Consider the following 23,481-nt stretch of genomic DNA (forward strand, 5'->3'; position numbering starts at 1 on the left):
CCGTGCCGGCACGAGATGCGCAAACGCTCCACCCCGCCTTTCAGCGGTTGATCTGATGGCGGAGGGTGGAGCGGGGGCGTCGAGGCGTCATGCGCGATGGCACGGCATGCGCCGAAGGGGCATCAGAGGCACTGAATGATGCAGATGCCGGCGCAGGCCAGCCAGCACTGATAATCAGAGCCGCAATAGATGCATTGCGGGGCGCATCTCTTGATGCAGTCCCAGTTTATCAGCGGCTGGATTTGCGAATCCGTCTTGCCGTAATCCAGGTGAACTTCACAACCCATCGGTTGTGTTATGTCATTGCATTTTATGGTGAGCGTCGCCTCGAATTTGAAAAGCCCTCCGTCGAAGGGATCAAATTTGATATCGGCGACCATCTCAACTTTCGGGTATTTTATCTCGAGCTTGCGTATTTTTATGTCAAACGCACCGAAGCTGCCCATCTTTTGGCATATGATGACACTTCTCATGTCCGACTTGTCGTGACTTAAGAATTCGATCGCAGTAACGTTTTCCGCGCTGAGAATGGAAGCTTTCAGGTTTCTGTTGTTCAGAAGGTCCGCTCTGTTGGCCAATGCCTTTTGACGGATGATGTCGACCGATTCCGGATTCAGTCTTCTGATGCTAGACTGCGATGTGCCGCAGCATCCTCCAGTTCCACACATTTCAATCCCTCCTCAAACCCTATGATCAGGGTGGGATATGATTAACACCTTGCGGTTGATTGTAAATAATACACAACGTAAAATTGTTAAAATTTTTACGCGAAATGCATGTACGCGCCGCGGGCTTTTCTGCCGGATGCTCCACCCCTTCGGCTGCGGGCTTCATGCTGTGAGGAGGCTGGAAAGGTATGCCAATCAAGGCCGTCTGGAGTTTCCCTTTTGGGCGGCATCATCTTCCAGCGAGATGCCGCCCTATACCCGTCAGGCCGGCAGGGTTGCCAGAAGGGCTTCGTAGGTCGGGGCGAGTGCCCGCAGCTGGGCAGCGGCGGTTGCATCGTCCCGGGTGACCAGCGGATATTGCAGGGAGCCGATGAGCCGGGCCTGACGGTCGAGGATGGCTGCGGCCTGCACCTCGCCGATCTGCGTGAGGCAGGTGGCTGCGTCCGCGGCGCGGCGGGCGCCGACCCGGACGGCGAAGTGGACCAGGTGGTCGCGCAACCCCTCCTCGACGCCCCGTTCGATCATTGCCGCGAGCGCTTCGGCCGCCTCGCCGTTGCCGATCGTTCCCGGCGGCACCTCGCTGACACCCGCGCCGGCCAACCATCTGCGTGCAGCGGGCAAGGCGGCGCGGATGATCTCCGTGTTGGACCTGACAGCGGTCCGGCGGAAGCCCGAGCGCAGGGTGAAGGGGGTGCCGTAGTCGAGTGTTTCCGTCTGCCAGGCCTTGAGGAACAGGTCGACCGGCAGCCGCGCATAGGGGAAGCCTTCCGGATCGTGCATCAGCACCGACGTCTCGTCCATCTCGATGACGACGACATAGTGATCCGCGCCGATCGGCCCCATCCGTCCCGGCTGGTGCCGGAGATGACCCATCTCCACGGGGCCGATCCAGACCGGCCCATCGACCAGCGCAGCCTTGAGCGCGGCGAGCGCCGATTGCGGGTCGTCGCCATGCACGAGATCGGAGGTCCAGCCCAGCGCCGCCAGCGTATCGTCAAAGCTTGCTTCCGGTGTCCAGCAGAATGGATCGAAAAACGGCAGCGTGCCCCGCAGCAAATGCATGCCGAAAGCACTGCTCGTTGCAAATTCAATGACATTTGTCGATGGTGAAGTTTCGCCTAACATCATGGCGAAGGCGTTTGAATAACAATATGGGCCGGAGCCTGTATAGGGAAAATGCTTCATTTTTACTGTCTCCTTGTTGAAAGAGACGGAGATAGAAGAAGAAATTCGCAAAAATTGTCAACGGTCGCGAATTTCTTTCTTTAAACTGTTGCTATTTCGCCATCGGCCGTGGCCTTGTTGACGGACGAAGGGCCGCAGGGCGGCGGGAGGAATCATGCGCCTCAACCAGGTGACCGTAACGATGCCGGATCTCGATGCAGGCTGGCGGTTTTATTGCCTGCTCGGCCTCAGGCCCGTCGTCGACGCGCGGCCTGGCTATGCCCGCTTCCTCTGCCCGGAGGGTGACAGCACCTTCTCGCTGCACCAGGGAGAGGCGGGTGGGAGTGGAACCGCCGTCTATTTCGAATGCGAGGATCTGGACGGGACGGTCAGGGCTCTTGTCGAAGCCGGCCTCCGGTTTGAACGCGGGCCGGAGGATATGAGCTGGCTCTGGCGTGAGGCCGAGCTGTTCGATCCCGGCGGCAACCGCATCGTCCTCTACCATGCCGGGGCGAACCGGATCGATCCGCCGTGGCGGATCGAGAGGACGTGACGGCGGTAAGCGCCTGCGTCCCTTGAATGCCGGGCCACCCGCAGGCTCGCGGGTGGCCCGGCGTGGTCTCAGAATTCCTCCCACTCGCCTTTGGTGTCGAGGGCCGCATTGCCGCTGAAGGCGGCTGCAACCTTGCGGCCGAGCGTGCGGGCAGGGGAGGCAACGGCGGAATCGGCACTCCGCGCGGTGCGCAGGCCGCCTGCACGGGCGGCAGAGGCGCCCTCCAGCCGGAACTGGCTGACCAGCTCGCGCAGGCGCACAGCCTCGTTGGCCAGCGTGTTGGAGGCGGCGTTGGACTGTTCCACCATTGCCGCATTCTGCTGGGTCGTCTGGTCCATGGCGTTGACCGCAGTATTGACCTCGGCCAGCCCGACGGACTGTTCCTTGGCCGATGTCGCAATCGCTTCCATATGCGTGTTGATCTCGACGATGAAGCCGCTGATGGTTTTCAGCGCCGAGCCCGTATCGCGCACCAGCTTCACGCCGGTGCCGACTTCGGCGGACGAGTTCTGGATCAGACCCTTGATCTCCTTGGCCGCCTGGGCGGAGCGCTGGGCAAGCTCGCGCACCTCCTGTGCCACGACCGCAAAACCCTTGCCGGCCTCGCCCGCACGGGCTGCTTCGACGCCTGCATTGAGGGCGAGCAGGTTGGTCTGGAAGGCGATCTCGTCGATGACGCCGATGATGTTGGAAATCTGCTGCGAGCTTTCCTCGATCTTGCGCATCGCCTCTTCCGCATGGGAGACGACTTCTGCGGATTCGGCCGCCGAATGGTTGGCGCGGCCGGCGACGTCCTTGGCCTCTTCCGTGCGTTTGGAGGAGTTGGCGACATTGACGGTGATCTCGTCGAGCGCCGCTGCCGTTTCCTCCAGCGAGGCGGCTTGCTGCTCCGTGCGCTTCGAAAGGTCGTCCGTGCCGGCGGCGATTTCTCGGGTGCCGGTGTCGAGCGTCGAGATGGAGCCGGAGATTTCCGAAAGCGTCGTGCCGAGCTGCGCGACGGACCGGTTGAAGTCGTGGCGCAGGGCCTCGAAATCCGGTGCGAAGGTCTCGTTGAGCTGGAAGGCGAGGTCGCCGGAGGCGAGGCGCTTCAGGCCGGCGGCAAGGCCGGATGTCGCAACACGCAGCCGCTCGGCGGCGTCGGCTTCGGCCTTCTCCTGCATGGTGATGCGTTCGGCCTCGGCCTTCTTGCGGTTTTCCGTCGCTTCCTGCTCCAGCCGCCGGTTGGCAATGGCGCCCTGGCGGAAGACCTCCAGCGCCTTGCCCATGTCGCCGATCTCGTCGTTGTTCCTGGCAAGGTCGATCTGCGTGTCCAGCTGACCATCGGCCACGAGGCCCATGGAATTGCTTAGCTTGTACATGCCGCCGATGATGCGCTTGAAGGTCACGTAGCCGATGATGGCGAGCATCAGCATCAGCGCGCCCATGGCGGCCAGGGTCAGCGACCAGAAGAAGGCGGCGCGGGCGTTGGCGGCGTCGACGGCGCCCTGGGTGCGGTGCTCGAGCTTCACGAAGAAGGCGTCGACCGGCTTCATGATCTCGGCCTTGAACTTGTGGTACTCGGGCGAATCCAGCATGTGCGCCGCCTTGTCCCGGGCCTCCGGTCCTGTCGTGGCGGCATTGTCGACAAGGGTCATCGCCTCGGTCTCAAGCTTGACGAGCGCATCGGAGCGCTTGCCTGCTTCATCGAGCAGGGCGAATTCGTCGTCGGTGAAACCGGCCTGCTTCATCAGGTCGAGAATGGAGATGGCGGGACCGTCCGGGCGGGGTTTTGCCTCGCCACCGGCGACGAAGTCCCAGTAGATGCGGTGGTAGTCTTCCGGTCGTGGCCGGGTCCCGTTGCGGATTTCGATGACCGCGTTGTACTGGTCCTTGTAGGATGCATCCCCCGTTTCGGCATAGGTGCGCACCAGGCGCGTCAGATCGTCGGACGACTGGCGGAAGCCGTCGGCGAGAAGGTAGGACCGGTACTTCTGGTCATAGGCATTCGTCACATCGCCGGCTGCGCCGGTATATTCCCACAGACTGCCCGCGAGGCCGGCAATGGCAATGCCGGTGGCCGAGGCGAGGATGAGGAATTGCGTCTTGATTCTCATGATGGACAGTTCCTGGCGTGGACATGCCTCTTCTGCCGCGTCGAACTCATTTCTGACGTCATGAAGTCATGCCGCACATGAGTGCTATACCCGACGCCATCGTCGGTATGCGTACAGGATGTGCTTTATAATGGTTAGGGAATCGATAATTCGCCCGAATTTGCCCCGAATTTCAGTATTTTAACAGTATGCATCCGTTGCGTGTATTTCAAGATTTTCGATCGATGGCGGATTTTGACGATTGTTATTTATTTGTTCCAAATTTCTTGCCATTTATTTTTTGTATTTCTAGTCAAAATTGAAGTTGTATTTTTGAATCGGCGCAATAGGTTTAATGTTGTAATATAAGAAATATGTACTTTAAATTCGCCGTATGTGTGAAGTCCCGCCTTTGTTCGGCCCTTCGCCAGTCAATGTGTTCGATTTAGAGTGTTTTACTCATCCAGAATCCCCGTCGACACGACGCTGCAACAGCTATTGTCGAAGGGTGTGAGCAGTCGGCGCTGTGCCTAGAGCATGCAAAGGCGCACGAAATCAGGAAGGGTCGGGCGACGGTGCGGGTGATGGGAGATTTTACAACGTCCGGCTGCGCGAAATTGTGGGTTTCGGCGCATTTTTCTTGTCCGGAACGAAGGGGGCATCCAGCAAAATCTTCAAGCGAGGCCTCTTTGCCGCGCTTTCTGGTTCAATGCATCCTCGTCGGCCTCAGGCGTGCCGGGCCGCGCGATAAAGGGCCGGATCGGGGATCGGTACGGCAGCCATCAGGTTGCGTGTGTAGTCGTCGCCGGGGCTTTCGAAGACCTGCCGGCGTGTGCCGATCTCGACGATCCGTCCGCCGCGCATCACCGCGACATGGTGCGACATCTTCTCGATGACCGCCATGTCGTGCGAGATGAAGAGATAGGCAAGGCCCATCTGCTCCTGCAGCTCCAGCATCAGGTCGAGCACCCGGGCGCGGACCGAAACGTCGAGCGCAGCGACGCTCTCGTCGGCGACGATGAGCTTCGGCTCCAGCGCCAGCGCCCGGGCGATGCAGATGCGCTGGCGCTGGCCGCCGGAAAACTCGTGCGGATAGCGGCCGCCGGCATCCGGCGGCATGCCGACGCGCTTCAGGAGGGCGGCCACCCGGTCCTGCCGTTCGGAGGCATTGCCGACGCCGTGGATGACCAGCGGCTCGGCGATGGCCGCGCCGACCGTCATGCGCGGGTCGAGTGAGGCGTAGGGGTCTTGAAAGATCATCTGCGCGATGCGGCGCACGGGGCGCATCGCGGCGGGCTTCAGGCCGTGCGTCTCGTGTCCATCGATCGAAACGCTGCCCGCGAAGGGAATGAGGTTGAGCACGGCCTTGCCGGTGGTCGATTTGCCCGAACCGCTTTCGCCGACAAGGCCGAGCGTCTCGCCCGCCTTGAGGACGAAGGAAATGTCGCTGACGGTGGCGGGGGCGATGCGCGACCGGTTGAACCATCCGGCGCGCGCGCCATAGGTGACACTGAGATCCTTGACGACGAGGATCGGCTTTTCCGCCGGTGGTGGCGCAGCTTCCGTCAGGCGAGGCGGCCCGTCCGTGCCGGCATGGGCGCCGAGGCGGGGAACGGCGGCAAGCAGTTGGCGCGTATAGGGTTCGGCCGGCCGCGTGAAGATGTCGAGCGCATCGCCGGCCTCGACGATCCTGCCCTGCTGCATGATCGCCACCCGGTCCGCCATTTCCGCGACCACACCCATGTCGTGGGTGATCATCAGGATGGAGGTGGAGAATTCACGCCGGAGTTCGCGCATCAGCGTGAGGATCTGCGCCTGCACGGTCACGTCGAGTGCGGTCGTCGGCTCGTCGGCGATCAGCACCTTGGGCCGGCAGGAGAGCGCCATGGCGATCATCACGCGCTGGCGCATGCCGCCGGAAAGCTCGTGCGGGTACTGCGTCAGCCGGCGCGGCGCCTCGCTCATGTGCACGGCGTCGAGCATTGCGCGGGCAATGGCTTCTGCTCCTTCGGAGAGATCCTCGCGATGCTCGCGGATCGCCTCCACCATCTGGGCGCCGATGGTCATCACCGGGTTCAGCGAGGTCATCGGCTCCTGGAAGATCATCGCGATGTCGCCACCGCGGATCTTGCGCAGCGCCCGGTGCGGAATGCCAAGGATGTTGCGGTCTTCCAGCCGGATTTCGCCGGTCGATACCTTCAGCGAAGCCTTCGGCAAAAGGCCCATGATGGCCAGCGAGGTGACGGACTTGCCGGACCCCGATTCCCCCGCAAGGCAGAGCGTCTCGCCGGCGGCAAGATCGAAGCTCACGCCGTCGAGGATGCGCTTCAGCCCTTCGGGCGTGCGCGCATCGACGGAGAGGTTGCGGACGGAGAGAACCGGGGCGGCCTGATGCGACGTCACGCGAAGACGATCCTCGGGAAGTAGAAGGAAACGACCCAGTTCGGCATGTCGACGATCTCGCTGATCCTGAGATCGCCGCAGACCGAGCAGAGCAAATAGGCATCGACGGGACTGTAGCCGTGCTCGGCGACGAGAAGGTCGATCATGCGCATCAGCGCCTCGCGGGCGCCCGTCATCAGGTCGGGGCCGATGCCGGTCGTCACCTCGTAGCCGGCGCCGTCGAGATGGCGCGTCACGGGCCCGGTCGTCGTGAAACGCGGTGTCTTGAGGTTGGCACCCTTCACGAGGTCGAGGGTGAGTTCGACATTCATCTGGCTCTCGATCGCCGTGCCGCAGACCTCGCCATCGCCCTGCGCCGCATGGGTATCGCCGACGGAGAACAGCGCGCCTTCGACCTCGACGGGCAGGTAGAGCGTCACGCCCGCCGTGAGGTCGCGGATATCCATGTTGCCGCCGACACGGCGCGGCGGCACGACGGAGTGGAGGCCAGGTTCGGCCGGCGCAACGCCGATCGTGCCGGTGAACGGCTTCAGCGGCACGCGTCCGCCGGGTCCGAAGGCGGAGGGCGCCATGCTTGCCGTATCGTAGGACCAGATATGCAGCGCCGGGTCCTTGAACTGGTCGGCGAGCAGGCCGAAGCCGGGAATGTTCGCCGTCCAGCCGTGGCCGGAGGGATGGAACTTGCGGATCGTCACCTTCAGCGCATCGCCGGGCTCCGCGCCTTCCACATAGACCGGGCCGGAGACGGGGTTCACCTTGCCGAAATCGAGCGCAGCAAGCGTCTCCAGCGTCGAATCCCGGCCGAGCTGGCCGCCCGAGGAATCGAGGCATTCGAAGAGGATGGTCTCGCCGGGCCTGGCCGTCAGCGCCGGCGGAAAGGCGCGGTCCCAGCCGAAATTATGCTGCGCGCGGTGGATGGTGTGGGTGCAGGCGACGCACATGGAAGGCCTCCCGGTCGTTTGTTGTTCTTGAAAGCTCTCCCCGCGGGTGCGAGGAGAGCCGGTGGTGAAGGCTCAGGGCTTCACGAAGATCGCGTCGTAATTGATGACGCGCGTCGGATCGATGTAGATGTTGTCCGGCCCGCCCATGCGCAGCGACTTGGCGACGACGCGACGCTCGTTGATGACGGGCACCCAGGGCGCATCCGCCATGATGTCGGTGAAGATCTTGCCCCAGGCCGCCTGGCGCTCCGCCGCCTTGGCCGGGTCGGACATGGCATCGGCCTCCGCGGCGCGCTTGTCGATCGCCTCGTTGCAGTACCACGGCCAGTTCCAGCCGCCGGAGACGGCGCCCGAGCAGCCGAGGATCGGGCCGTAGAAGTTGGACGGATCCGGGAAGTCGGCGATCCAGCCCATGCCGCCGGACCAGATCATCGGCGCTTCGCCCTCCGTGCCGCCGGCGGCGATCACGTTGCCCTGCGCCAGTGCCCGCACCTCGGCCTTGATGCCGATGGCAGCGAGATCCTGCTGGATCGCCTGGGCGATGCGCGGTTGCGGGTCGGTGTTGGTGGAATAGAGCACCGTCTCGAAACCATCGGGATGGCCGGCCTCGGCAAGCAGGTCCTTGGCCTTTTCCACGTCAAAGGCATAGCCGGTGAAGGCCTTGTCGTAACCCGGCATCAACGGCGGCAGGATTTGATTGGCCGGCGTTGCGCGGCCGTTCAGGATGCGCGTGATGCGCTCCTTGTTGATCGCCATGTTGACGGCCTGGCGCACCTTCACGTCGTCGAAGGGTTTTACCTTGGTGTTGAGCGTGATGTAGCCGGTGTGCAGTTGTTCGCCGTCGACGATCATCGCCGCGCCATCGGGCGAGTTCTTGATCTCCAGGAACTTTGCCGGCGGAATGCCGTCGCCGGCAATGTCCACCTCGCCCTTCTGCAGGCGCAGGAGCGCGACGAGAGGCTCCTGGCCGACTTCGATCGTCACCTTGTCGACATGCGGCACGTCCTTGACGAAATAGTCGGGGTTGCGTTCGAAGACGAGCTTCTGGCCGATCGTCCAGTCCTTCAGCACCAGCGCGCCGGAGCCGACCGGCTTCTTGCCGAAGTCGCCGGCCGCCGCGTCCACCGCTTCCTTCGGCACGACGGAGGCGAAGTTGATCGCCATGACGTGCAGGAAGGTCGCATCGGGCCGCGAGAGGCGGAAGACGACGGTCGCGTCGTCAGGCGTCTCCACGCCCGAAAGCACCTCGGCCTTGCCGCCCGTCAGGTCGTCGAAACCCTTGATCGCGCCGAAGAAACCGGCGCCGGGGCCCTGCGTCTTCGGGTTGACGGCGCGCTCGATGGAATATTTCACGTCCGAGGCGGCGATCTCGCGGCCGTTGGTGAACTTCACGCCCTTGCGCAGCTTGAACGTATAGGTGAGCCCGTCGGGCGCGACCTCGAAGCTCTCGGCAAGCGAGGGCACGAGGTTGGCGGTGCCGGGCTCGTAGTCCATCAGGCGCGAGAACAGGCTCTTGATCATCGACCAGTTGACCCAGTCATAGCCGATATGCGGGTCGAGCGTGGTGATGTCGTCCTTGTAGGTGACGACGATCTCGCCGCCCTGAGCCGGCGTTTCGGCCTTGGCCGAGAGTGCGGAGAAGGCGAGCACGGTCGCCGTTGTCGTTGTCAGTAACCAGCGATTGAACATTTTTCGTTCCCCTTTTTGGTTTCAATGCGAACGGATACGCGGATCGATCATCGGCGCGATGAGGTCTGCGACGAGATTGCCGACGATGATGGCGAAGGCGGAGGTGAGCGTGACGCCCATGATGATGGGAATATCGACCTGCTGGATCGCCTGCCAGGCAAGTTGGCCGATGCCGGGCCAGCCATAGACCGCCTCCACGACCACGACCCCGCCCATGAACTGGCCGATATCGATGCCGATCATCGCGATGACGGGCAGGATGGCGTTGGGCAGGGCGTGGCGCAGCACCACGCGCCGGCCGGACAGCCCCTTGGCGCGGGCGGTGCGGATGAAGTCCTGGTTGAGAACATCGATCATCGCCGAGCGCGCCATGCGCGCATACCAGCCGGCGCCGAGAATACCGAGCGTCATGGCCGGCAACACGACATGGGCGGCCGTGCCGTAGCCGCTCATCGGGAACCAGCCGAGCGTTGCGGCAAAGACGTAGAGCAGCAGCAGCGCGACGACGAATTGCGGGGCGGAAACGCCGACGAAGGCGGAGGCCATGACGAAGCGGTCGATCGCCCCGCCGCGGTTCAGCGCAGCGACGATGCCGAAGGTGAGGCCGAGCAGCACTTCGACGAAGATGCCGGCCGCCATCAGCGTCAGCGTCGCCGGCAGACGGGCGGCGATCAGCGTGGCAACCTCGGTCTTTTGCGCATAGGACCGGCCGAGATCGCCCTGGACGAGATTGCCGAGATAGCTGAGGAACTGGGTCAGCAGCGGCTGGTCGAGGCCGAGTTCACGGCGGATGTTTTCCACGGTCTGCGCCGTCGCGCTGCGCCCGGCGAGCATGCGGGCAGGGTCGGCCGGCAGCGCATAGAGCAGCACGAAGGTGATGGCGGCAACGCCGAGCAGGATCAGGCAGGACTGGACGAGGCGTTTTGCCAGAAGTTTTGCCATCAGCCGCGGCCCCGCTGGGTCGGGTCGAGGATGTCGCGCAGCGCGTCGCCCACCAGGTTGAAGGCGAGCGCCGTCAGAAGGATGACCGCGCCGGGGAAGAAGACCAGCCAGGGCGCCGCCTGGAAATAGCTCTGGCTCTCGAAGATGATGTTGCCCCAGGAGGGGTCCGGCGGCTGCACGCCGATGCCGAGGAAGGAGAGGGTGGCTTCCAGGAGCACGGTCGTCGCGATGCCGAGCGTGCCCCAGACGATGGCGGTCGGCACGAGATGTGGCAGCACATGCCGGAGCACGATGCGCGCATTGCCGGCGCCGAGCGCCCGTTCGGCCATGATGAAGTCGCGCTCCACCAGCCCGCGCGTCTCCGTATAGACGATGCGTGCCACCTGCACCCAGTTGACGAGCGCGATGACCATGGCGACGATCCACAGGCTCGGTTTCAGGATGGCGGCAAGCACGATGGCAAGCAGCAGTGCGGGAAAGGCCATCATCAGGTCGGTGAAGCGCATCATGATGCCGCCGACCCAGCCGCGCATGTAACCCGCCGTGATGCCGACGAAGAGGCCGATGGTGACGGCGACGCCATTGGCGACGAGGCCGATGATCAGCGAGGTGCGGGCGCCGTAGAGCAGGCGCGAGAGCAGGTCGCGGCCAAGCGTGTCCGTGCCGAGCAGGAATTCCCCGCCGGGCGGCATCGGCGCGCCCTCGATCGTCAGGCCTTCGAACATCTGGTTGTCAGGCGCATAGGGCGCCAGCCATGGCGCGGCGATGGCGGCGATGACCACGGCAAGAACGATGACAAGACCGAACACCGCCGCGGGCTGGCGGCACAGTTCCTTCAGCACCCGCATCAACCGACCTCGCGCAGGGATTCGGAGCCGCCGAGGAAGAAGGCGGCGAGCTGTTCGATCGGCAGGCGGCGGCGCATGGCGCAGTCGCGCAGGATCGCATAGGCACGCTCCTCGTCGATATGACGTTCGGCGGCAAGGCGGGTGACGGCGGCAAAGACGAGAGGCCGCAGTTTCAGCCGCTCCTCCAGATGGGCGATGCGGCGGCGCGTCTCCAGACGCTCTTCATGGAGAGAGACGGCGAGCACCATGGCGGGATAGACGGTCGAGGCGGAAACCGGTTTCGGGATGATCGCGCCGGCGCCGTGGCGCAGCGCCCAGGCAATGCGGCCCGGCGCTTCCGATCCGAGCAGCGCGACGACCGGGCGGGCCGGCGCGGCGTCTGAGAAGGGCAAGAGCTCGTCCCAGCCCCGGTCGGCATCGATCAGCACGAGATCCGGCAGATCGGCCGTGGAAAGCGGCGTCCACTGCACGGTCACCGAAACGCCGAGCAGGCCGAGCTGGCGACGCAGACGATCCGTGTTGCCGTCCGCCTCGCTGAGGATGACGGCGCGCCAGCCGGTAAAGTTCGGGGTCTTCAGCGTCATGACACGATCCTCAGGCGCGGGGCGGGCCGTGTCGTGGCGCCCGTCAGATAGGGATCGGCGGCGAGTGCCGGGGCGGCGGCGATGACGTCGAAGCCGTGCCCGTCGTTGATGCGGCCGAGCAGGAAGGGCAGGGCCGCATGGTTGGTCGCCGCATCTACCCGCATGTCGCCGAAGAGCGAGGGCCAGTCGCGGGCCAGCACCTCGGCGCGCACACGCTCCGGGGCATCGGAGCCGGCCGCCTCGATCGCGGCGATACACAGGCTGACGGCGGTGTAGGCGCTGGCGAACAGGCTGGAGACGATGCGCTCCCCGCCGCCCCATTCCCGCAGCCGCGCCTTGAAGGCATGGTTGTCGACCGTGTCGAGCGTGTGGAAATAGGAGGCTGCGCAGAGCTGGCCGGTGGCGACGCCCGCGCCGATGTCCGACAGTTCGCATTCCTGCAGGTCGCAGCTCGCGACGGGGCAGTTCTCCGGCAGGAAGGCGGGGTCGCGCGCGCCGAGCGCCCGCATGGCGGCAAGAAACGCGTAACTGGACGGGCCGACGAGATTGTTGAGCACGAAGCTCGGCCGCTTTTCCGCGATGTCGGCGACAATGCGTTCGACGGCGGTCTCCTCCAGCGGCAGGTAGCGTTCGCCGAGCACCGTGCCGCCGGCATTGTGGATGAGCTCGCGCGCCAGCCGGTTCATCTCCCAGCCCCAGACATAGTTGGCGCCAACGAGATAGGGCCGCGTGCCATGGCGGGGCAGCAGATAGTCGAAGAGCGGGATGAGGTGCTGGTTCGGGCAGCCGCCGATATAGATGACGTTCTCGTTGGCCTCGAAGCCCTCGTAGGGACACATGTACCAGAGCAGGCCGTCGTGCTTCTCGACGAGCGGGATGACTTCCTTGCGCGCCGTCGAGGTGATGGTGCCGATGATGTGCCGGCAGCCTTCGTCGCGGATCAGGCTGCGCGCGCCCTCCAGATAGGCGGCAAGGTCTGCTCGTGGATCGAAATAGGCGGGCTCGATACGGTTCCCGCCGCGCTGGCGGTAGTCATGGAAGGCGAATTCCGCGCCGTCGCGGGCATCCCGTCCCATCGAGCCATAGGGGCCGGTGGTCGAATAGAGGATGCCGATCTTCACGCGGTCTACCATTGGCCACCAATACAAAAAGCCCACAGCGATGATCCCGGAAGCCGGGTCGCTGTGGGCGCTGTTGCCCTTCGACGAACGAGGTCATGTGAGAGAGGCGGACAAAGCTGCCCGCGCATTGAAAACGATTGAAATACGCTGAAACCGGCTTTGTCAAGCACCCCGCCGTGCGCGGCGGGGGCGGGTCAGGCGAGGCCTTCGGCGGCTGCGTAGGCGCTGAGCACGTCCTTGATGTTGCGGTCGTCCTCGCGCGGCAGCAGGGCGCGCGTGGTGATGGAATCGAGATGGTGCGTCATCAGCTTGGAGGCGACCTCCGCCTTGCCGGCGATCAGGCTGTCGAGCAGCTCCTGGTGCTCGGAGACGGCGCAGTCGGAGGAATGCGGGCGACCGTAGAGCGCCAGGATCAGCGAGCTGCGGGCGACGAGTTCGTTCACGTAGCGGATCAGGCTGGCATTGTTCGTCATCTGCGCCAGGAGGGTGTGGAACTCGCCCGCCAGGCGGATCGAGGTCGCGTGTTCCTTCTTGGCGGCGTCCTCGGCCTGGATGTGGGCAGACAGCGTCTCGATCTGGTCCGGCGTCAATTTGCCGGCAAGGGTCTCGACCACGAGGCGTTCCAGCGCGGCGCGCGTCAGGAACAGGTTGCGGCCTTCCTCGAGTGTCGGCCGCGCCACGGTCGCGCCCTTGTTCGGCCTGAGATCGACGAGGCCTTCCTCGCTGAGGCGAACCAGTGCCTCGCGCACGAGCGTGCGGCTGACGCCGAGCCGCTCGCCGATCGAGTCCTCCGGCAGCTTGGCGCCGGGCGAAAGGGCCTGATCGAGAATGGCGCGCTTCAATGCCCGGTGAACGGCCTGCGAACGACCGCGGCCGGAATCGCCAACTGTCTTTGCCATGCGGCAGTCTCCAGAATCGCAAAAGTAGCGCGCAAATTGCACACAAACGGCAGGCCTGTCCACCGGGGCTGCATTTGGCGCGGGCTCACCTGCCCGCTTGAGTGGGCTGGCAGGTGGTGGCGTGTGGTCCGTCCTTGTCTCCGGCAGGAGATTTTTGCAGATGCAAGGTTCGGATATATTGCATACAATAATTGCATCCTTTAAATGGAATTATCGCATGCGTGACTGAGGCGGGCAATTGGCCATCTTCGGCGCCGGGCGAAGGAAAGCCGGAGAGGAGCGCCGATGGATACCCGCAGCAACGAAATCGAGAAGGGCGAGAGGACCGCCTTCGACTTCACCACGCTCAGCGCGCGCGAGCGCTACAAGCTGATGATCGGTACGATCATTCCGCGCCCCATCGCACTGGTGACGACCGTCGACGAACACGGCCGCTACAACGCCGCCCCCTTCAGCTTCTTCAATTGCCTTTCGGCCGACCCGCCGATCCTTGCCATCGGTGTCGAGAACAACCCGGACATGACGTTCAAGGACACGGGCCACAACATCCGTATGACGGAGGTCTTCACCGTCAACATCGTCTCCCATGCCATTGCCGAGGCAATGCATGTCTGCGGCACTAAGTATCCGCGCGGCATAGATGAATTGAAGGAAGCGGGCCTGACCGCCATGCCCGGCGAACGCATCGCTGCGCCCTGGATCAAGGAGGCGCCAGCGGCCTTCGAATGTCGCCGCCACGTCACGCTCGAGCTTGGAAAGTCGCGCCAGATCATCATGGGGGAGATCCTTTTCGCGCATTACCAGGAAGGCGCCGTCGACAGCGCCATGCATGTCGATCCGAACGTCATCGACGCCATTGCGCGCCTTGGCGGCGACACCTGCTCCACCATTCGCGACCGGTTCGAGATGCTGACGCCCAAGCTCGGCTGATCTGCCCGACGGATCCTCGAAGCCGTGTTTTATGCCCCGCGCCAGCCCACCGGCCCGCGGGGCTTTGTTTTTCCACCGAGGAGCGCACACGAAAATACAATTCTCTCATTGTCAGCTAATTGACAGAAAAATTGTATACGTTATAAAGCTGACATGGCCTGTCAAACGGGCCGGCCCGCGAGGAGTGCGGGCTGGAGGAGGAACAGCGATGATTGAAAAGCGGTGGCTGATTGCCTCCGGCGGAGACGGCTTGTCCGCTCTCCGGGGAGGTGTCTGATGCAGGGGCCGTCCTTCCTTGACCTTGTCGGTTTCGGCCCGGAGGGCTGGGGTGCCGCCTTGCTGATGGCGACCGGCATGACCTTGGCCGTCGCCACCGGTGGCTTCGCTGCGGGTTCCGTCATCGGTGCGGGTGTTGCCGGAGCAAAGCTGTCCCGCAGCCGGGCGCTGCGTGCCTTCGGCGACGGCTATACGACCGTGTTGCGTGGCATTCCCGACCTCCTCGTCATCTATCTCTTCTATTTCGGTGGCAGTGCCGCGCTCGGCGTGGTGGGGCAGCTCTTCGGCGCGGATGGTTTCATCGGCATGCCGGCCTTCCTGACCGGCGTCCTGGCCATCGGCGTCGTTTCCGGCGCCTACCAGGCGGAGGTCTTTCGCGGGGCGTTCAATGCGATCAGCCGCGGCGAGCTGGAGGCCGCCCGGTCGGTCGGCATGCGAACGGGGCTGCGGCTGCGCCGCATTATCGTACCCCAGGTGCTGCGCTATGCCATTCCGGGCCTCGGCAACACCTGGCAGCTGGTGCTGAAGGAATCGGCGCTGATTTCCGTCACCGGTCTCGTCGAGCTTCTGCGCCAGTCGCAGATCGCCGCCGGCTCCACCCGCCGGCCCTTCGACTTCTACATCACCGCCGCCGTGCTCTATCTCGTGATCACCGCCGTGTCCTCCTACCTCTTCCGCCAGGCGGAAGCCCGCGCCCTGCGCGGCGTCAGGAGGGCGTGATGGATTTCATTTTCCTCTCGGAAACGTTTCTCAACCTTCTCTCCGGGGTGCCGCTGACGCTCAATCTGGCGCTCGTCTCCACGGCCTTCGGTGCGCTGCTTGCGGTGCTCCTGACGTTGATGCGGCTGTCATCCTGGCGCCCGGTCGGTTGGGTCGCGCAGTTCTACGTCTTCGTCTTCCGCGGCACGCCGCTGCTGGTGCAGATGTTCGTCATCTACTACGGCCTCGGCCAGTTCCGTCCGACGCTGCAGGCCTGGGGTCTCTGGGTGTTCTTCCGTGAACCCTATTGGTGCGCCATTTTCGCGCTGAGCCTCAACACCGCGGCCTATGGTTCGGAAATCCTGCGTGGCGGCCTGCAGGCCGTTCCGCACCGGGAGGTCGAGGCGGCGCGGGCAAGCGGCATGTGGGGTTTCCTGCTCTATCGCCGCATCATCTTCCCCATCGCCATCCGCCAGGCGCTGCCGGCCTATGGCAGCGAGATCATCCTCATGGTCAAGGCGACCTCGCTCGCCTCCGTCATCACCATGCTGGAAGTGACCGGCCTTGCCGCAAAGCTCATCTCGCAGTCCTACCGGGCCGTGGAAGTCTTCGTCGTCGCGGGCCTCATCTATCTCGCGCTGAACTTCGTCATCACGCGTCTCGTCGCGCTCATCGAATGGTGGCTGTCGCCCCATCTGCGCCCCGCCCCCACCGTGTCTACCGGAGCTGCGTTGCACCATGCTTGAACCTGCGCCCCTCACTGCCGCCACCACGCCGGCCGTCTCCGTCCGCAACCTGCGCAAGAGTTTTGGCGCGCTCGAAGTGCTGAAGGGCATTTCCTTCGATGCGCGGGAAGGCGAAGTCATCTCCGTTCTCGGCTCGTCCGGTTCCGGCAAGTCGACCATGCTGCGCTGCATCAACATGCTGGAAGTGCCGAGCGAGGGCGAGATCCGCATCGCAGGGGAGGCGATCCGCCTGAAGGACGGTCGCCATGGCCGCCAGCCCGCCGATCTCAGGCAGCTGAGCCGCCTGTGCACGAATGTCGCCATGGTGTTCCAGAGCTTCAATCTCTGGTCCCACATGACGATCCTCGAAAACGTCATGGAAGCCCCGGTCCATGTGCAGAAGCGGCCGAAGGCGGAATGCCGCGAGGAGGCGCTGGAGCTGCTGGCCAAGGTCGGTATCGCCGACAAGCGCGACTTCTATCCGAGCCATCTTTCCGGCGGTCAGCAGCAGCGCGCGGCGATCGCCCGGGCGCTCGCCATGAAACCGAAGGTCATGCTGTTCGACGAGCCGACCTCGGCGCTCGATCCGGAATTGGTCGGCGAGGTGCTGCGCGTCATGCGGGCGCTGGCGGACGAGGGGCGCACCATGCTCGTCGTCACCCATGAAATGGCCTTTGCCCGCGACGTTTCCAACCGCGTCATCTTCCTGCACCAGGGCCTGGTCGAGGAGGACGGCGATCCGGCAGACGTCTTCACGGCGCCGCGCTCGGATCGCTTCCGCAAGTTCATCTCGTCCCATGGCTAGAGCAGCGAGGGCGGCGGTGCCGCTATTTCGGGCCCCGGCTGTAGCCGACGAAGCTCTCGTAGAGGCTGGCGACGCTGTTCAGCCGCTCCTCGACCGCGGGGCCCCGGTGCGCGAAGACGCTGTTGAGCAGGAGCTGCATCAGCGTCCACATACCGGAGGTCGCATCCCAGAAGAGATTGAGGTCCGTCGGAACGGCAAAGACCTCGTCGCCGTAGCTTGCCGCCCAGTCGCAATAAAGGTCAGTGACGATGGTGATCGGCATGCCGCGTTCGGCCGCCTTGGCGGCCAGCAATTGCGACTGTCGGGAGTAGCGTCGCACATCGATCAGCACCAGCGTGCAGCCGGCGGGGTCCGTCAGCAGCACCTCGGCGAAGTTGCCGCCGGCAATGTCGACCAGTTGCACCTCGTCGCGCAGGTAGCGCAGCATGTGCACGAAAGATTCGGCAAGGCCCCGTTCGGTCTGGAAGCCGGCGACGAACACCCGGTCGGCCTCCGCGATGCGCTTGGCCGCCCGGTTCCAGGCCTCCGTATGGGCATGTTCATAGACGCGAACGACCGAAGCGACCGCAAGCTCGAGGCTGCGGGCGAGCGCGTCGTCGGTGGCGCTCTTCTGTTGCAGGTCGCGCAACCGGTCGCCGATGAGCCAGGGGCTGTCGCTGATGTCGTCCTTCAGCCGCTCCTTGAGGTCCTTGAACCCGTCATAGCCGATCGAGCGGCAGAAGCGGCCGACGGTCAGTTCGCTGACGCCCACCTTGTCGGCGACGCTGCGCGAGGTCTCGAAGGGCAGGTTGCTGATATTGGCCAGCATGAAGTTCGCCAGCGCCTTGCCGGAGGCCGACGCCTCCGTCAGTGCGGCCGTGAGCCGCTGCCGCACCGAGCTGTTGTCCATCCAGTTCTCGTTCCGCATGTCGCGCCTGTCCGCCCTTCGTGCCTGCCTGTTCCCCGAATAGCACGACGCGTGGCAGGCGCCAGCATGGTCTGCGGCCGTCGGAGGAGGTCGGTGTCGGGAATGTTATATAGTTGACTTTTAGTGAAATGAAGTCAGAAAACTAACATTCTCTCTCCTCCAGAACGGATTTCTGCCATGACCCCGATAGATCGCCCCGACAAAGATGTGCTCGTGCTTGGTGCCGGCATCATTGGTGTTTGCGTGGCCCTGCATTTGCAGAAGCGCGGAAAGTCCGTGCTGCTTGTCGATCGCCGCGCGCCGGGCGAGGAGACGAGCTACGGCAATGCCGGTCTCATCGAGCGGGCGAGCGTCATTCCCTACGGTTTCCCGCGCGAGATCCCGACCCTCCTGAAATATGCGACGAACCGCTCCGCCGACGTGCGGTTCCGCTGGACCTTCCTGCCGAAGCTCCTGCCCTGGATCGCCCGCTTCTGGTTCGAATCGTCCAGCCGGCGCCTGCGCCGGGCGGCCATGGACATGCTGCCGCTGATCGAGCGCTCCGTCACCGAGCATACGGACCTGATGGCCGAGGCGGGCATCCTGCACCGCGCCCGCCGCACCGGCTGGATGGAGGCCTACCGTACGGAAAGGGCTTTTTCCGCCGCCAAGGTCGCCGCCCGCGCGCTGGATGAATTCGGCATCCGCTATGATTTTCTCGGGCCGAAGGACCTGCAGGCACGCGAGCCGCATCTTGCCGGCAGCTTCGCCGGTGCCGTGCACTGGCTCGATCCCGCGACGGTCGCCGATCCCGGCGGGCTGGTGAAGGACTATGCCGACCTTTTCGTCCGCAAGGGCGGCGAGATCGTCGAGGCCGATGCGTCGACCCTTGCCGAGGAAGAGGGCGGCTGGAGCATCCGCACCAATGGCGGCACGGTGCGGGCCCGCGAGGCCGTGGTGGCGCTCGGCCCCTGGTCGGATGCGGTCTACCGCCGGCTCGGCTATCGGGTGCCGCTCGCCGTCAAGCGCGGTTACCATGTGCATATCGAGCCGGCGGGCGATGCCGTGCTCAATCACCCCGTCGTCGATGTCGAGCGCGGCTACCTGCTGGCGCCGATGACGAAGGGCATTCGCCTCACCACCGGCATCGAGTTCGCCGAGCGGGACGAGGCTCCGACGCCCGTTCAGGTCGATCAGACGGAGCCCCATGCCCGTGCGATCTTTCCGCTCGGCCGCCGCGTCGAGCCGGCGCCGTGGATGGGTGCGCGGCCCTGTCTGCCCGACATGCGCCCGATCATCGGCCCTGCGCCGCGCCACAAGGGCCTGTGGTTCGCCTTCGGCCACAATCATCACGGCCTGACGCTCGGCCCGGCCACCGGGCGGCTTCTGGCGGAAATGATGACGGGCGAAAAGCCCTTTGCCGACCCGGCACCCTACGCAATGAGCCGGTTCGGCTGACGTTCTGGAGATTTGGAGACAGCAATGCGGGAAGAGTTCGTTCTCATCAATGTGCGGCCGAATGGCGAGGCGGCGAAGGATGTCGTCGTCAGGGACGGGCGTTTTGCCGAAATCGTCCCGCACGGTTCCCGCGCCTTTGGCGGGATGCGCGTGGTGGACGGCGAAGGGCTCCTGCTGTTGCCGGGCCTCGTCGACGCCCACACCCATCTCGACAAGACTCTCCTCGGCATGCCCTGGTATCGCAACGATGTCGGCCTCGAACTGATCGACCTCATCGAGAACGAGCGCCGCATGAAGCGCGAGCTCGGCATCGATCCGCAGCGCCAGTCCGCCGCCCAGATCGAGCGTTCCGTCGCAAACGGCACCACCCATATCCGCACCCATGTCGATATCGACACGGAGTACGGCCTTGCCGGCCTCGAGGGCGTGCTGGCTTCGCGTGAGCGTTACCGCGATATCGTCGACATCGAGATCGTCGCCTTCCCGCAGAGCGGCATGCTGATCCGCCCCGGTACGGCGGAGCTCATGGACCGGGCGATGCGCGAGGGGGCGGACGTGGTCGGCGGGCTCGACCCGTCCGGCGTCGACCGCGATCCGAAGGGCCATCTCGACACGGTCTTCGCTCTCGCGGAACGTTACGGCAAGCCGGTGGACATCCACTTGCACGAGCCCGATTCGCTCGGCGTCTTCGCGATCGAGCTGATCGTGGAGCGCACCAAAGCGCTCGGCATGGCGAGCCGGGTGACCGTCAGCCACGGCTTCTGCCTCGGCATGCTCGCCGATAAGCCGCTGGCACGGCTCGGCGGCATGATGGCCGAGGCCGGCGTGCACCTGATGACCAAGGGCGGTGCGGCAAGCCCGCGCCCCCCGGTGCTCGATCTTGCGGAAATGGGCGTCAACATCGCCTCGGGCTGCGACGGCGTGCGCGATACCTGGCAGCCCTTCGGCAATGCCGACATGCTCGACCGGGCAGCGATCGTCTCCCAGCGCAACGATTTCATCAACGATGTCCACATCGAGCTGGCGCTCCGCCTGTGCACCTATGGCGGCGCGGCGATGATGGCCATCGAGGGTTACGGCCTTTCGGCCGGTTGCGATGCGAGCTTCGTGCTCGTGGATGCCGAGACGCCGGCCGATGCCGTGGCATCCCGCCCGGTTCGCCGGGCGGTTTACCGGAAAGGGGTTCCGGTTGCCCGGGACGGCGCGCTCGTCGCGGCCTGAGGCAAGGGTGAAGGTTTTCAAACATAGGCTAGGAGGAGTTGCCATTATGTTGAAGTCGCTTGGTAAGACAGTCATCGCCCTCGGGGTGATCCTCGGAGCATCCGCGGCACAGGCCGAGGAGCGCACGATCACGATCGCGACGGAAGGCGCCTATGCGCCGTGGAACTTCACGGAAGCCGGCGGCAAGCTGGCGGGCTACGAGATCGACATGCTGGAGGATCTCTGCCCGCGCATGAAGGTCAAGTGCGAGATCGTCGTACAGGACTGGGACGGGCTGATCCCGGCGCTGAACGCCGGCAAGTTCGACGCCATCGTCGCCGGCATGCTGCAGACCGAGGAGCGGGAAAAGGTCATTACCTTCTCGCGCAACTACGGCACCGGCTCGGCCGCCTTCCTCGTTCGCAAGGATTCGCCGCTCGCCAACATGCCTGTCGGCAAGCAGGTCGACATGGGCAAGGACAAGGAGGCGGCGAAGGCCGCCGCTGCGGAAATGCTGCCCTTCATGGAAGGCACCGTCATGGGCGGTCAGGGTGCGACGACCGCCGGCCAGATCATGGCCGAACTGTTTCCGGGGATCGAGTTCCGCGAATACAAGTCGACGGAACAGCACGACCTCGACCTTGAGGCCGGCCGCATCGACGGCGTGATGGCGTCCCCCGTCGCGCTCGACCGGACGCTGGAGAAGATCGGTGCCGATCAGGTGGTCTTCGCCGGCACCGAGTTTACCGGCGGCCCGCTCGGCGGCGGCCAGTCGGTCGGCCTGCGCAAGGCGGATACCGAGCTGAAGGCGAAGTTCGACGAGGCGATCAACGCGGCGATCGCCGACGGAACGCTGTCGCGCCTCGCCGTCAAATGGTTCAAGCGCGATATCGCACCGAAGAAGTAATTCGGCATGGAAAGGCCGGGCCGCGTGAACGCGCGGCCCGTGCATGATTGACAGGACGACAGGACGAGCATCATGACGACACTTCCCGCTTCCGGCCGCATCGACGGTCCGGTCCTTCTCACCGCCCGCTGGGTCGTCGGCCACCGCGATGGGCGCCATGTGATCTATGACGACGGCGTCGTTGTCTTCGAGGGGGACAAGGTCATCTTCGTCGGGCATGACTATCCGGGGGAGGTCGCCGAGCGCATCGACTACGGCAATGCCATCCTCTCGCCCGGCTTCATCGATCTCGATGCGCTTTCCGACCTCGACACGACCGTGCTCGCCTTTGACAACCAGCCGTCCTGGAAGAAGGGCCGGGTCTGGCCGAAAAGCTACATGGACCGCGCCTACGAGATGTACACGCAGGAAGAGCTGGCGTTCCAGAAGCGCTATGCCTTCGCCCAGCTCATCCGCAACGGCATCACCACCGCACTGCCCATCGCCTCGTTGTTCTACCGTGAATGGGGCGAGACGGATGCGGAATTCTCCGCCGCCGCCGATGCGGCGCATGCGCTTGGCCTGCGCGTCTATCTTGGCCCGGCCTACCGCTCCGGCAACAGCTATGTCGACGAGAACGGCAAGATCGCCTTGTTCTACGACGAGGAGCGCGGCTTCCGCAGCCTTGCCGAATCGCTCGCCTTTGCCGAACGCATCGAAGGGTTGGCCTCGCCGCTGGTGCGCGCCATGCTGGCGCCCGACCGCCTCGAAACCAACACGCCGGAGATGCTGCGCCGCACGGCGGATGCCGGCCGCGATCTCGATATCCCGATCCGCCAGCATTGCTGCCAGTCCGGGCTCGAATTCGACCGCATCACCAGCACCTACGGCATGACGCCGCTGGAATGGATGGATGCCCTCGGCGTGCTGAACGAGCGCATGCTGCTGCCGCACGGCGAATATGTCGCGGGCACGCGCAATGTCGATCGCCCGGGCCGCGACCTCGATATCCTGAAGAATTCCGGCGCGACGCTGGTGCATTGCCCTATCGTCTCGGGTCGCCATGGCGGGTTCATGGACAGCTTTTCGAAGTTCCGCGACATGGGCGTGCGCATCGGCCTCGGCACGGACACCTGGCCGCCGGATTTCATCCAGAACATGCAGGTCGGCATGCTGCTTTCGCGGGTCACGGACGGTTCGATCGAGACGGTACGCTCCGAACACTATTTCGACGCCGGAACGCTCGGCGGCGCGGATGCCCTGCGGCGGCCCGATCTCGGACGTCTGCAACCCGGCTCGAAGGCTGACATCATCGTCATCGACATGGGACACGACCGTATCGGCCATGTCATCGATCCGATTCAGACCCTGATGATGTCGAGCTCCGGCCGCGATGTCACCGATGTGATCATCGACGGTCGCTTCGTGATGGTCGGTGGCCAGATCCCCGGTTTCGACGCCAAGGCAGAGCAGGCGCGGGCACAGCGCCAGTTCGACGGCCTCTTGGCCCGCTATCCCGAACGCACCTACGGCCATCCTCCCGTCGAGGAGATTTTCTCCGCGGCCTATCCGCGCCTTGGCCGGAAAAGCTAAGGCCCGGGCACAGGTTCCGGCGGCAAAAGAACAGCCGGAACCTGTGCCGCATTCCAGACGTTTCCTCATCGAAGATAGGGATTGATAATAGTCTATAGATTTACTGTATAAACCTCGCTAGAGTGTCGGCACAGTCTTC

Annotated in this window: 21 protein-coding genes; 10 read left to right on the forward strand and 11 right to left on the reverse strand. The window is 64.4% G+C overall.

Annotated elements, in window-relative coordinates; translation table 11 throughout:
* Positions 1 to 89 precede the first annotated feature (89 nt).
* Positions 90 to 494 (forward strand): hypothetical protein, encoded by a 405-nt coding sequence (locus P9A16_RS31330; RefSeq protein ID WP_156032002.1) that lies wholly within the window; start codon positions 90 to 92, stop codon positions 492 to 494.
* A gap of 435 nt (positions 495 to 929) precedes the next feature.
* Here the strand turns inward: P9A16_RS31330 and P9A16_RS31335 are convergent, their stop codons facing one another.
* Positions 930 to 1,853, reverse strand: coding sequence for an NlpC/p60-like transpeptidase (locus P9A16_RS31335; protein WP_024270615.1), 924 nt, complete (start codon positions 1,851 to 1,853; stop codon positions 930 to 932).
* A gap of 154 nt (positions 1,854 to 2,007) precedes the next feature.
* Between P9A16_RS31335 and P9A16_RS31340 the strand changes: the two genes are divergently transcribed.
* Positions 2,008 to 2,385, forward strand: coding sequence for a VOC family protein (locus tag P9A16_RS31340; protein WP_023516308.1), 378 nt, complete (start codon positions 2,008 to 2,010; stop codon positions 2,383 to 2,385).
* Positions 2,386 to 2,453: 68 nt separating this feature from the next.
* On the opposite strand, the gene P9A16_RS31345 is transcribed toward P9A16_RS31340, so the two are convergent.
* From P9A16_RS31345 to P9A16_RS31385, 9 genes are all read right to left on the reverse strand, one after another.
* A complete protein-coding gene (locus tag P9A16_RS31345) occupies positions 2,454 to 4,478 on the reverse strand; it encodes a methyl-accepting chemotaxis protein (protein ID WP_024270614.1) in 2,025 nt (674 codons plus the stop codon).
* A gap of 705 nt (positions 4,479 to 5,183) precedes the next feature.
* Positions 5,184 to 6,860: an ABC transporter ATP-binding protein gene (locus P9A16_RS31350; RefSeq protein WP_024270613.1), complete on the reverse strand. Its 1,677-nt coding sequence runs from the start codon at positions 6,858 to 6,860 to the stop codon at positions 5,184 to 5,186.
* Entirely contained in the window at positions 6,857 to 7,801 is a 945-nt protein-coding gene (locus P9A16_RS31355) for an acetamidase/formamidase family protein (protein ID WP_023514943.1), read from the reverse strand. Before P9A16_RS31355 ends, P9A16_RS31350 begins: the two co-directional genes overlap by 4 nt.
* Before the next feature lie 72 nt (positions 7,802 to 7,873).
* Positions 7,874 to 9,490, reverse strand: a complete 1,617-nt coding sequence (locus P9A16_RS31360) for an ABC transporter substrate-binding protein (RefSeq protein WP_278026311.1) — start codon at positions 9,488 to 9,490, stop codon at positions 7,874 to 7,876.
* Between the two features lie 21 nt (positions 9,491 to 9,511).
* The gene (locus P9A16_RS31365; RefSeq protein ID WP_023514941.1) at positions 9,512 to 10,432 is read right to left on the reverse strand and encodes an ABC transporter permease; all 921 of its coding nucleotides are present in this window, start codon (positions 10,430 to 10,432) and stop codon (positions 9,512 to 9,514) included.
* Positions 10,432 to 11,280, reverse strand: a complete 849-nt coding sequence (locus tag P9A16_RS31370) for an ABC transporter permease (RefSeq protein WP_023514940.1) — start codon at positions 11,278 to 11,280, stop codon at positions 10,432 to 10,434. Before P9A16_RS31370 ends, P9A16_RS31365 begins: the two co-directional genes overlap by 1 nt.
* Positions 11,280 to 11,864 carry an ANTAR domain-containing response regulator gene (locus tag P9A16_RS31375; RefSeq protein WP_023514939.1) on the reverse strand — a complete coding sequence of 195 codons (585 nt, stop codon included), beginning with the start codon at positions 11,862 to 11,864 and terminating at the stop codon, positions 11,280 to 11,282. Before P9A16_RS31375 ends, P9A16_RS31370 begins: the two co-directional genes overlap by 1 nt.
* Positions 11,861 to 12,997, reverse strand: coding sequence for a transporter substrate-binding protein (locus P9A16_RS31380; protein ID WP_023514938.1), 1,137 nt, complete (start codon positions 12,995 to 12,997; stop codon positions 11,861 to 11,863). The genes P9A16_RS31375 and P9A16_RS31380 overlap by 4 nt, the downstream gene beginning before the upstream one ends.
* 182 nt (positions 12,998 to 13,179) lie before the next feature.
* A complete protein-coding gene (locus tag P9A16_RS31385; RefSeq protein ID WP_023514937.1) occupies positions 13,180 to 13,884 on the reverse strand; it encodes a GntR family transcriptional regulator in 705 nt (234 codons plus the stop codon).
* Between the two features lie 285 nt (positions 13,885 to 14,169).
* Between P9A16_RS31385 and P9A16_RS31390 the strand changes: the two genes are divergently transcribed.
* The 4 genes from P9A16_RS31390 (at position 14,170) to P9A16_RS31405 (ending at position 17,319) form a co-directional block, all read left to right on the forward strand.
* A complete protein-coding gene (locus P9A16_RS31390) occupies positions 14,170 to 14,814 on the forward strand; it encodes a flavin reductase family protein (RefSeq protein WP_024270612.1) in 645 nt (214 codons plus the stop codon).
* Positions 14,815 to 15,090: 276 nt separating this feature from the next.
* Complete coding sequence (locus P9A16_RS31395) at positions 15,091 to 15,810, forward strand: ABC transporter permease (protein ID WP_023514858.1); 720 nt, start codon at positions 15,091 to 15,093, stop codon at positions 15,808 to 15,810.
* Entirely contained in the window at positions 15,810 to 16,535 is a 726-nt protein-coding gene (locus P9A16_RS31400; protein ID WP_023514859.1) for an ABC transporter permease, read from the forward strand. Before P9A16_RS31395 ends, P9A16_RS31400 begins: the two co-directional genes overlap by 1 nt.
* On the forward strand, positions 16,528 to 17,319 hold the full coding sequence (locus P9A16_RS31405) for an ABC transporter ATP-binding protein (protein ID WP_023514860.1): 792 nt from the start codon (positions 16,528 to 16,530) through the stop codon (positions 17,317 to 17,319). The genes P9A16_RS31400 and P9A16_RS31405 overlap by 8 nt, the downstream gene beginning before the upstream one ends.
* Positions 17,320 to 17,341: 22 nt before the next feature.
* Here the strand turns inward: P9A16_RS31405 and P9A16_RS31410 are convergent, their stop codons facing one another.
* Positions 17,342 to 18,226, reverse strand: a complete 885-nt coding sequence (locus P9A16_RS31410) for a MurR/RpiR family transcriptional regulator (RefSeq protein ID WP_272788849.1) — start codon at positions 18,224 to 18,226, stop codon at positions 17,342 to 17,344.
* A gap of 177 nt (positions 18,227 to 18,403) precedes the next feature.
* Here P9A16_RS31410 and P9A16_RS31415 point away from each other — a divergent pair, with 177 nt between their 5' ends.
* The 4 genes from P9A16_RS31415 to P9A16_RS31430 all read left to right on the forward strand — a co-directional run bounded on the left by P9A16_RS31415 (position 18,404) and on the right by P9A16_RS31430 (position 23,342).
* On the forward strand, positions 18,404 to 19,663 hold the full coding sequence (locus P9A16_RS31415) for an NAD(P)/FAD-dependent oxidoreductase (RefSeq protein WP_023516655.1): 1,260 nt from the start codon (positions 18,404 to 18,406) through the stop codon (positions 19,661 to 19,663).
* 24 nt (positions 19,664 to 19,687) lie between these two features.
* Entirely contained in the window at positions 19,688 to 20,884 is a 1,197-nt protein-coding gene (locus P9A16_RS31420; protein ID WP_023516656.1) for an amidohydrolase family protein, read from the forward strand.
* A 46-nt stretch (positions 20,885 to 20,930) separates the two neighbouring features.
* Positions 20,931 to 21,770 (forward strand): transporter substrate-binding domain-containing protein, encoded by an 840-nt coding sequence (locus P9A16_RS31425; RefSeq protein ID WP_023516657.1) that lies wholly within the window; start codon positions 20,931 to 20,933, stop codon positions 21,768 to 21,770.
* 72 nt (positions 21,771 to 21,842) lie between these two features.
* Positions 21,843 to 23,342 carry an amidohydrolase family protein gene (locus tag P9A16_RS31430; RefSeq protein WP_278026312.1) on the forward strand — a complete coding sequence of 500 codons (1,500 nt, stop codon included), beginning with the start codon at positions 21,843 to 21,845 and terminating at the stop codon, positions 23,340 to 23,342.
* Positions 23,343 to 23,481: the final 139 nt, after the last annotated feature.

It is taken from the genome of Shinella sp. 838, assembly GCF_029623935.1.
Lineage (GTDB): Bacteria > Pseudomonadota > Alphaproteobacteria > Rhizobiales > Rhizobiaceae > Shinella.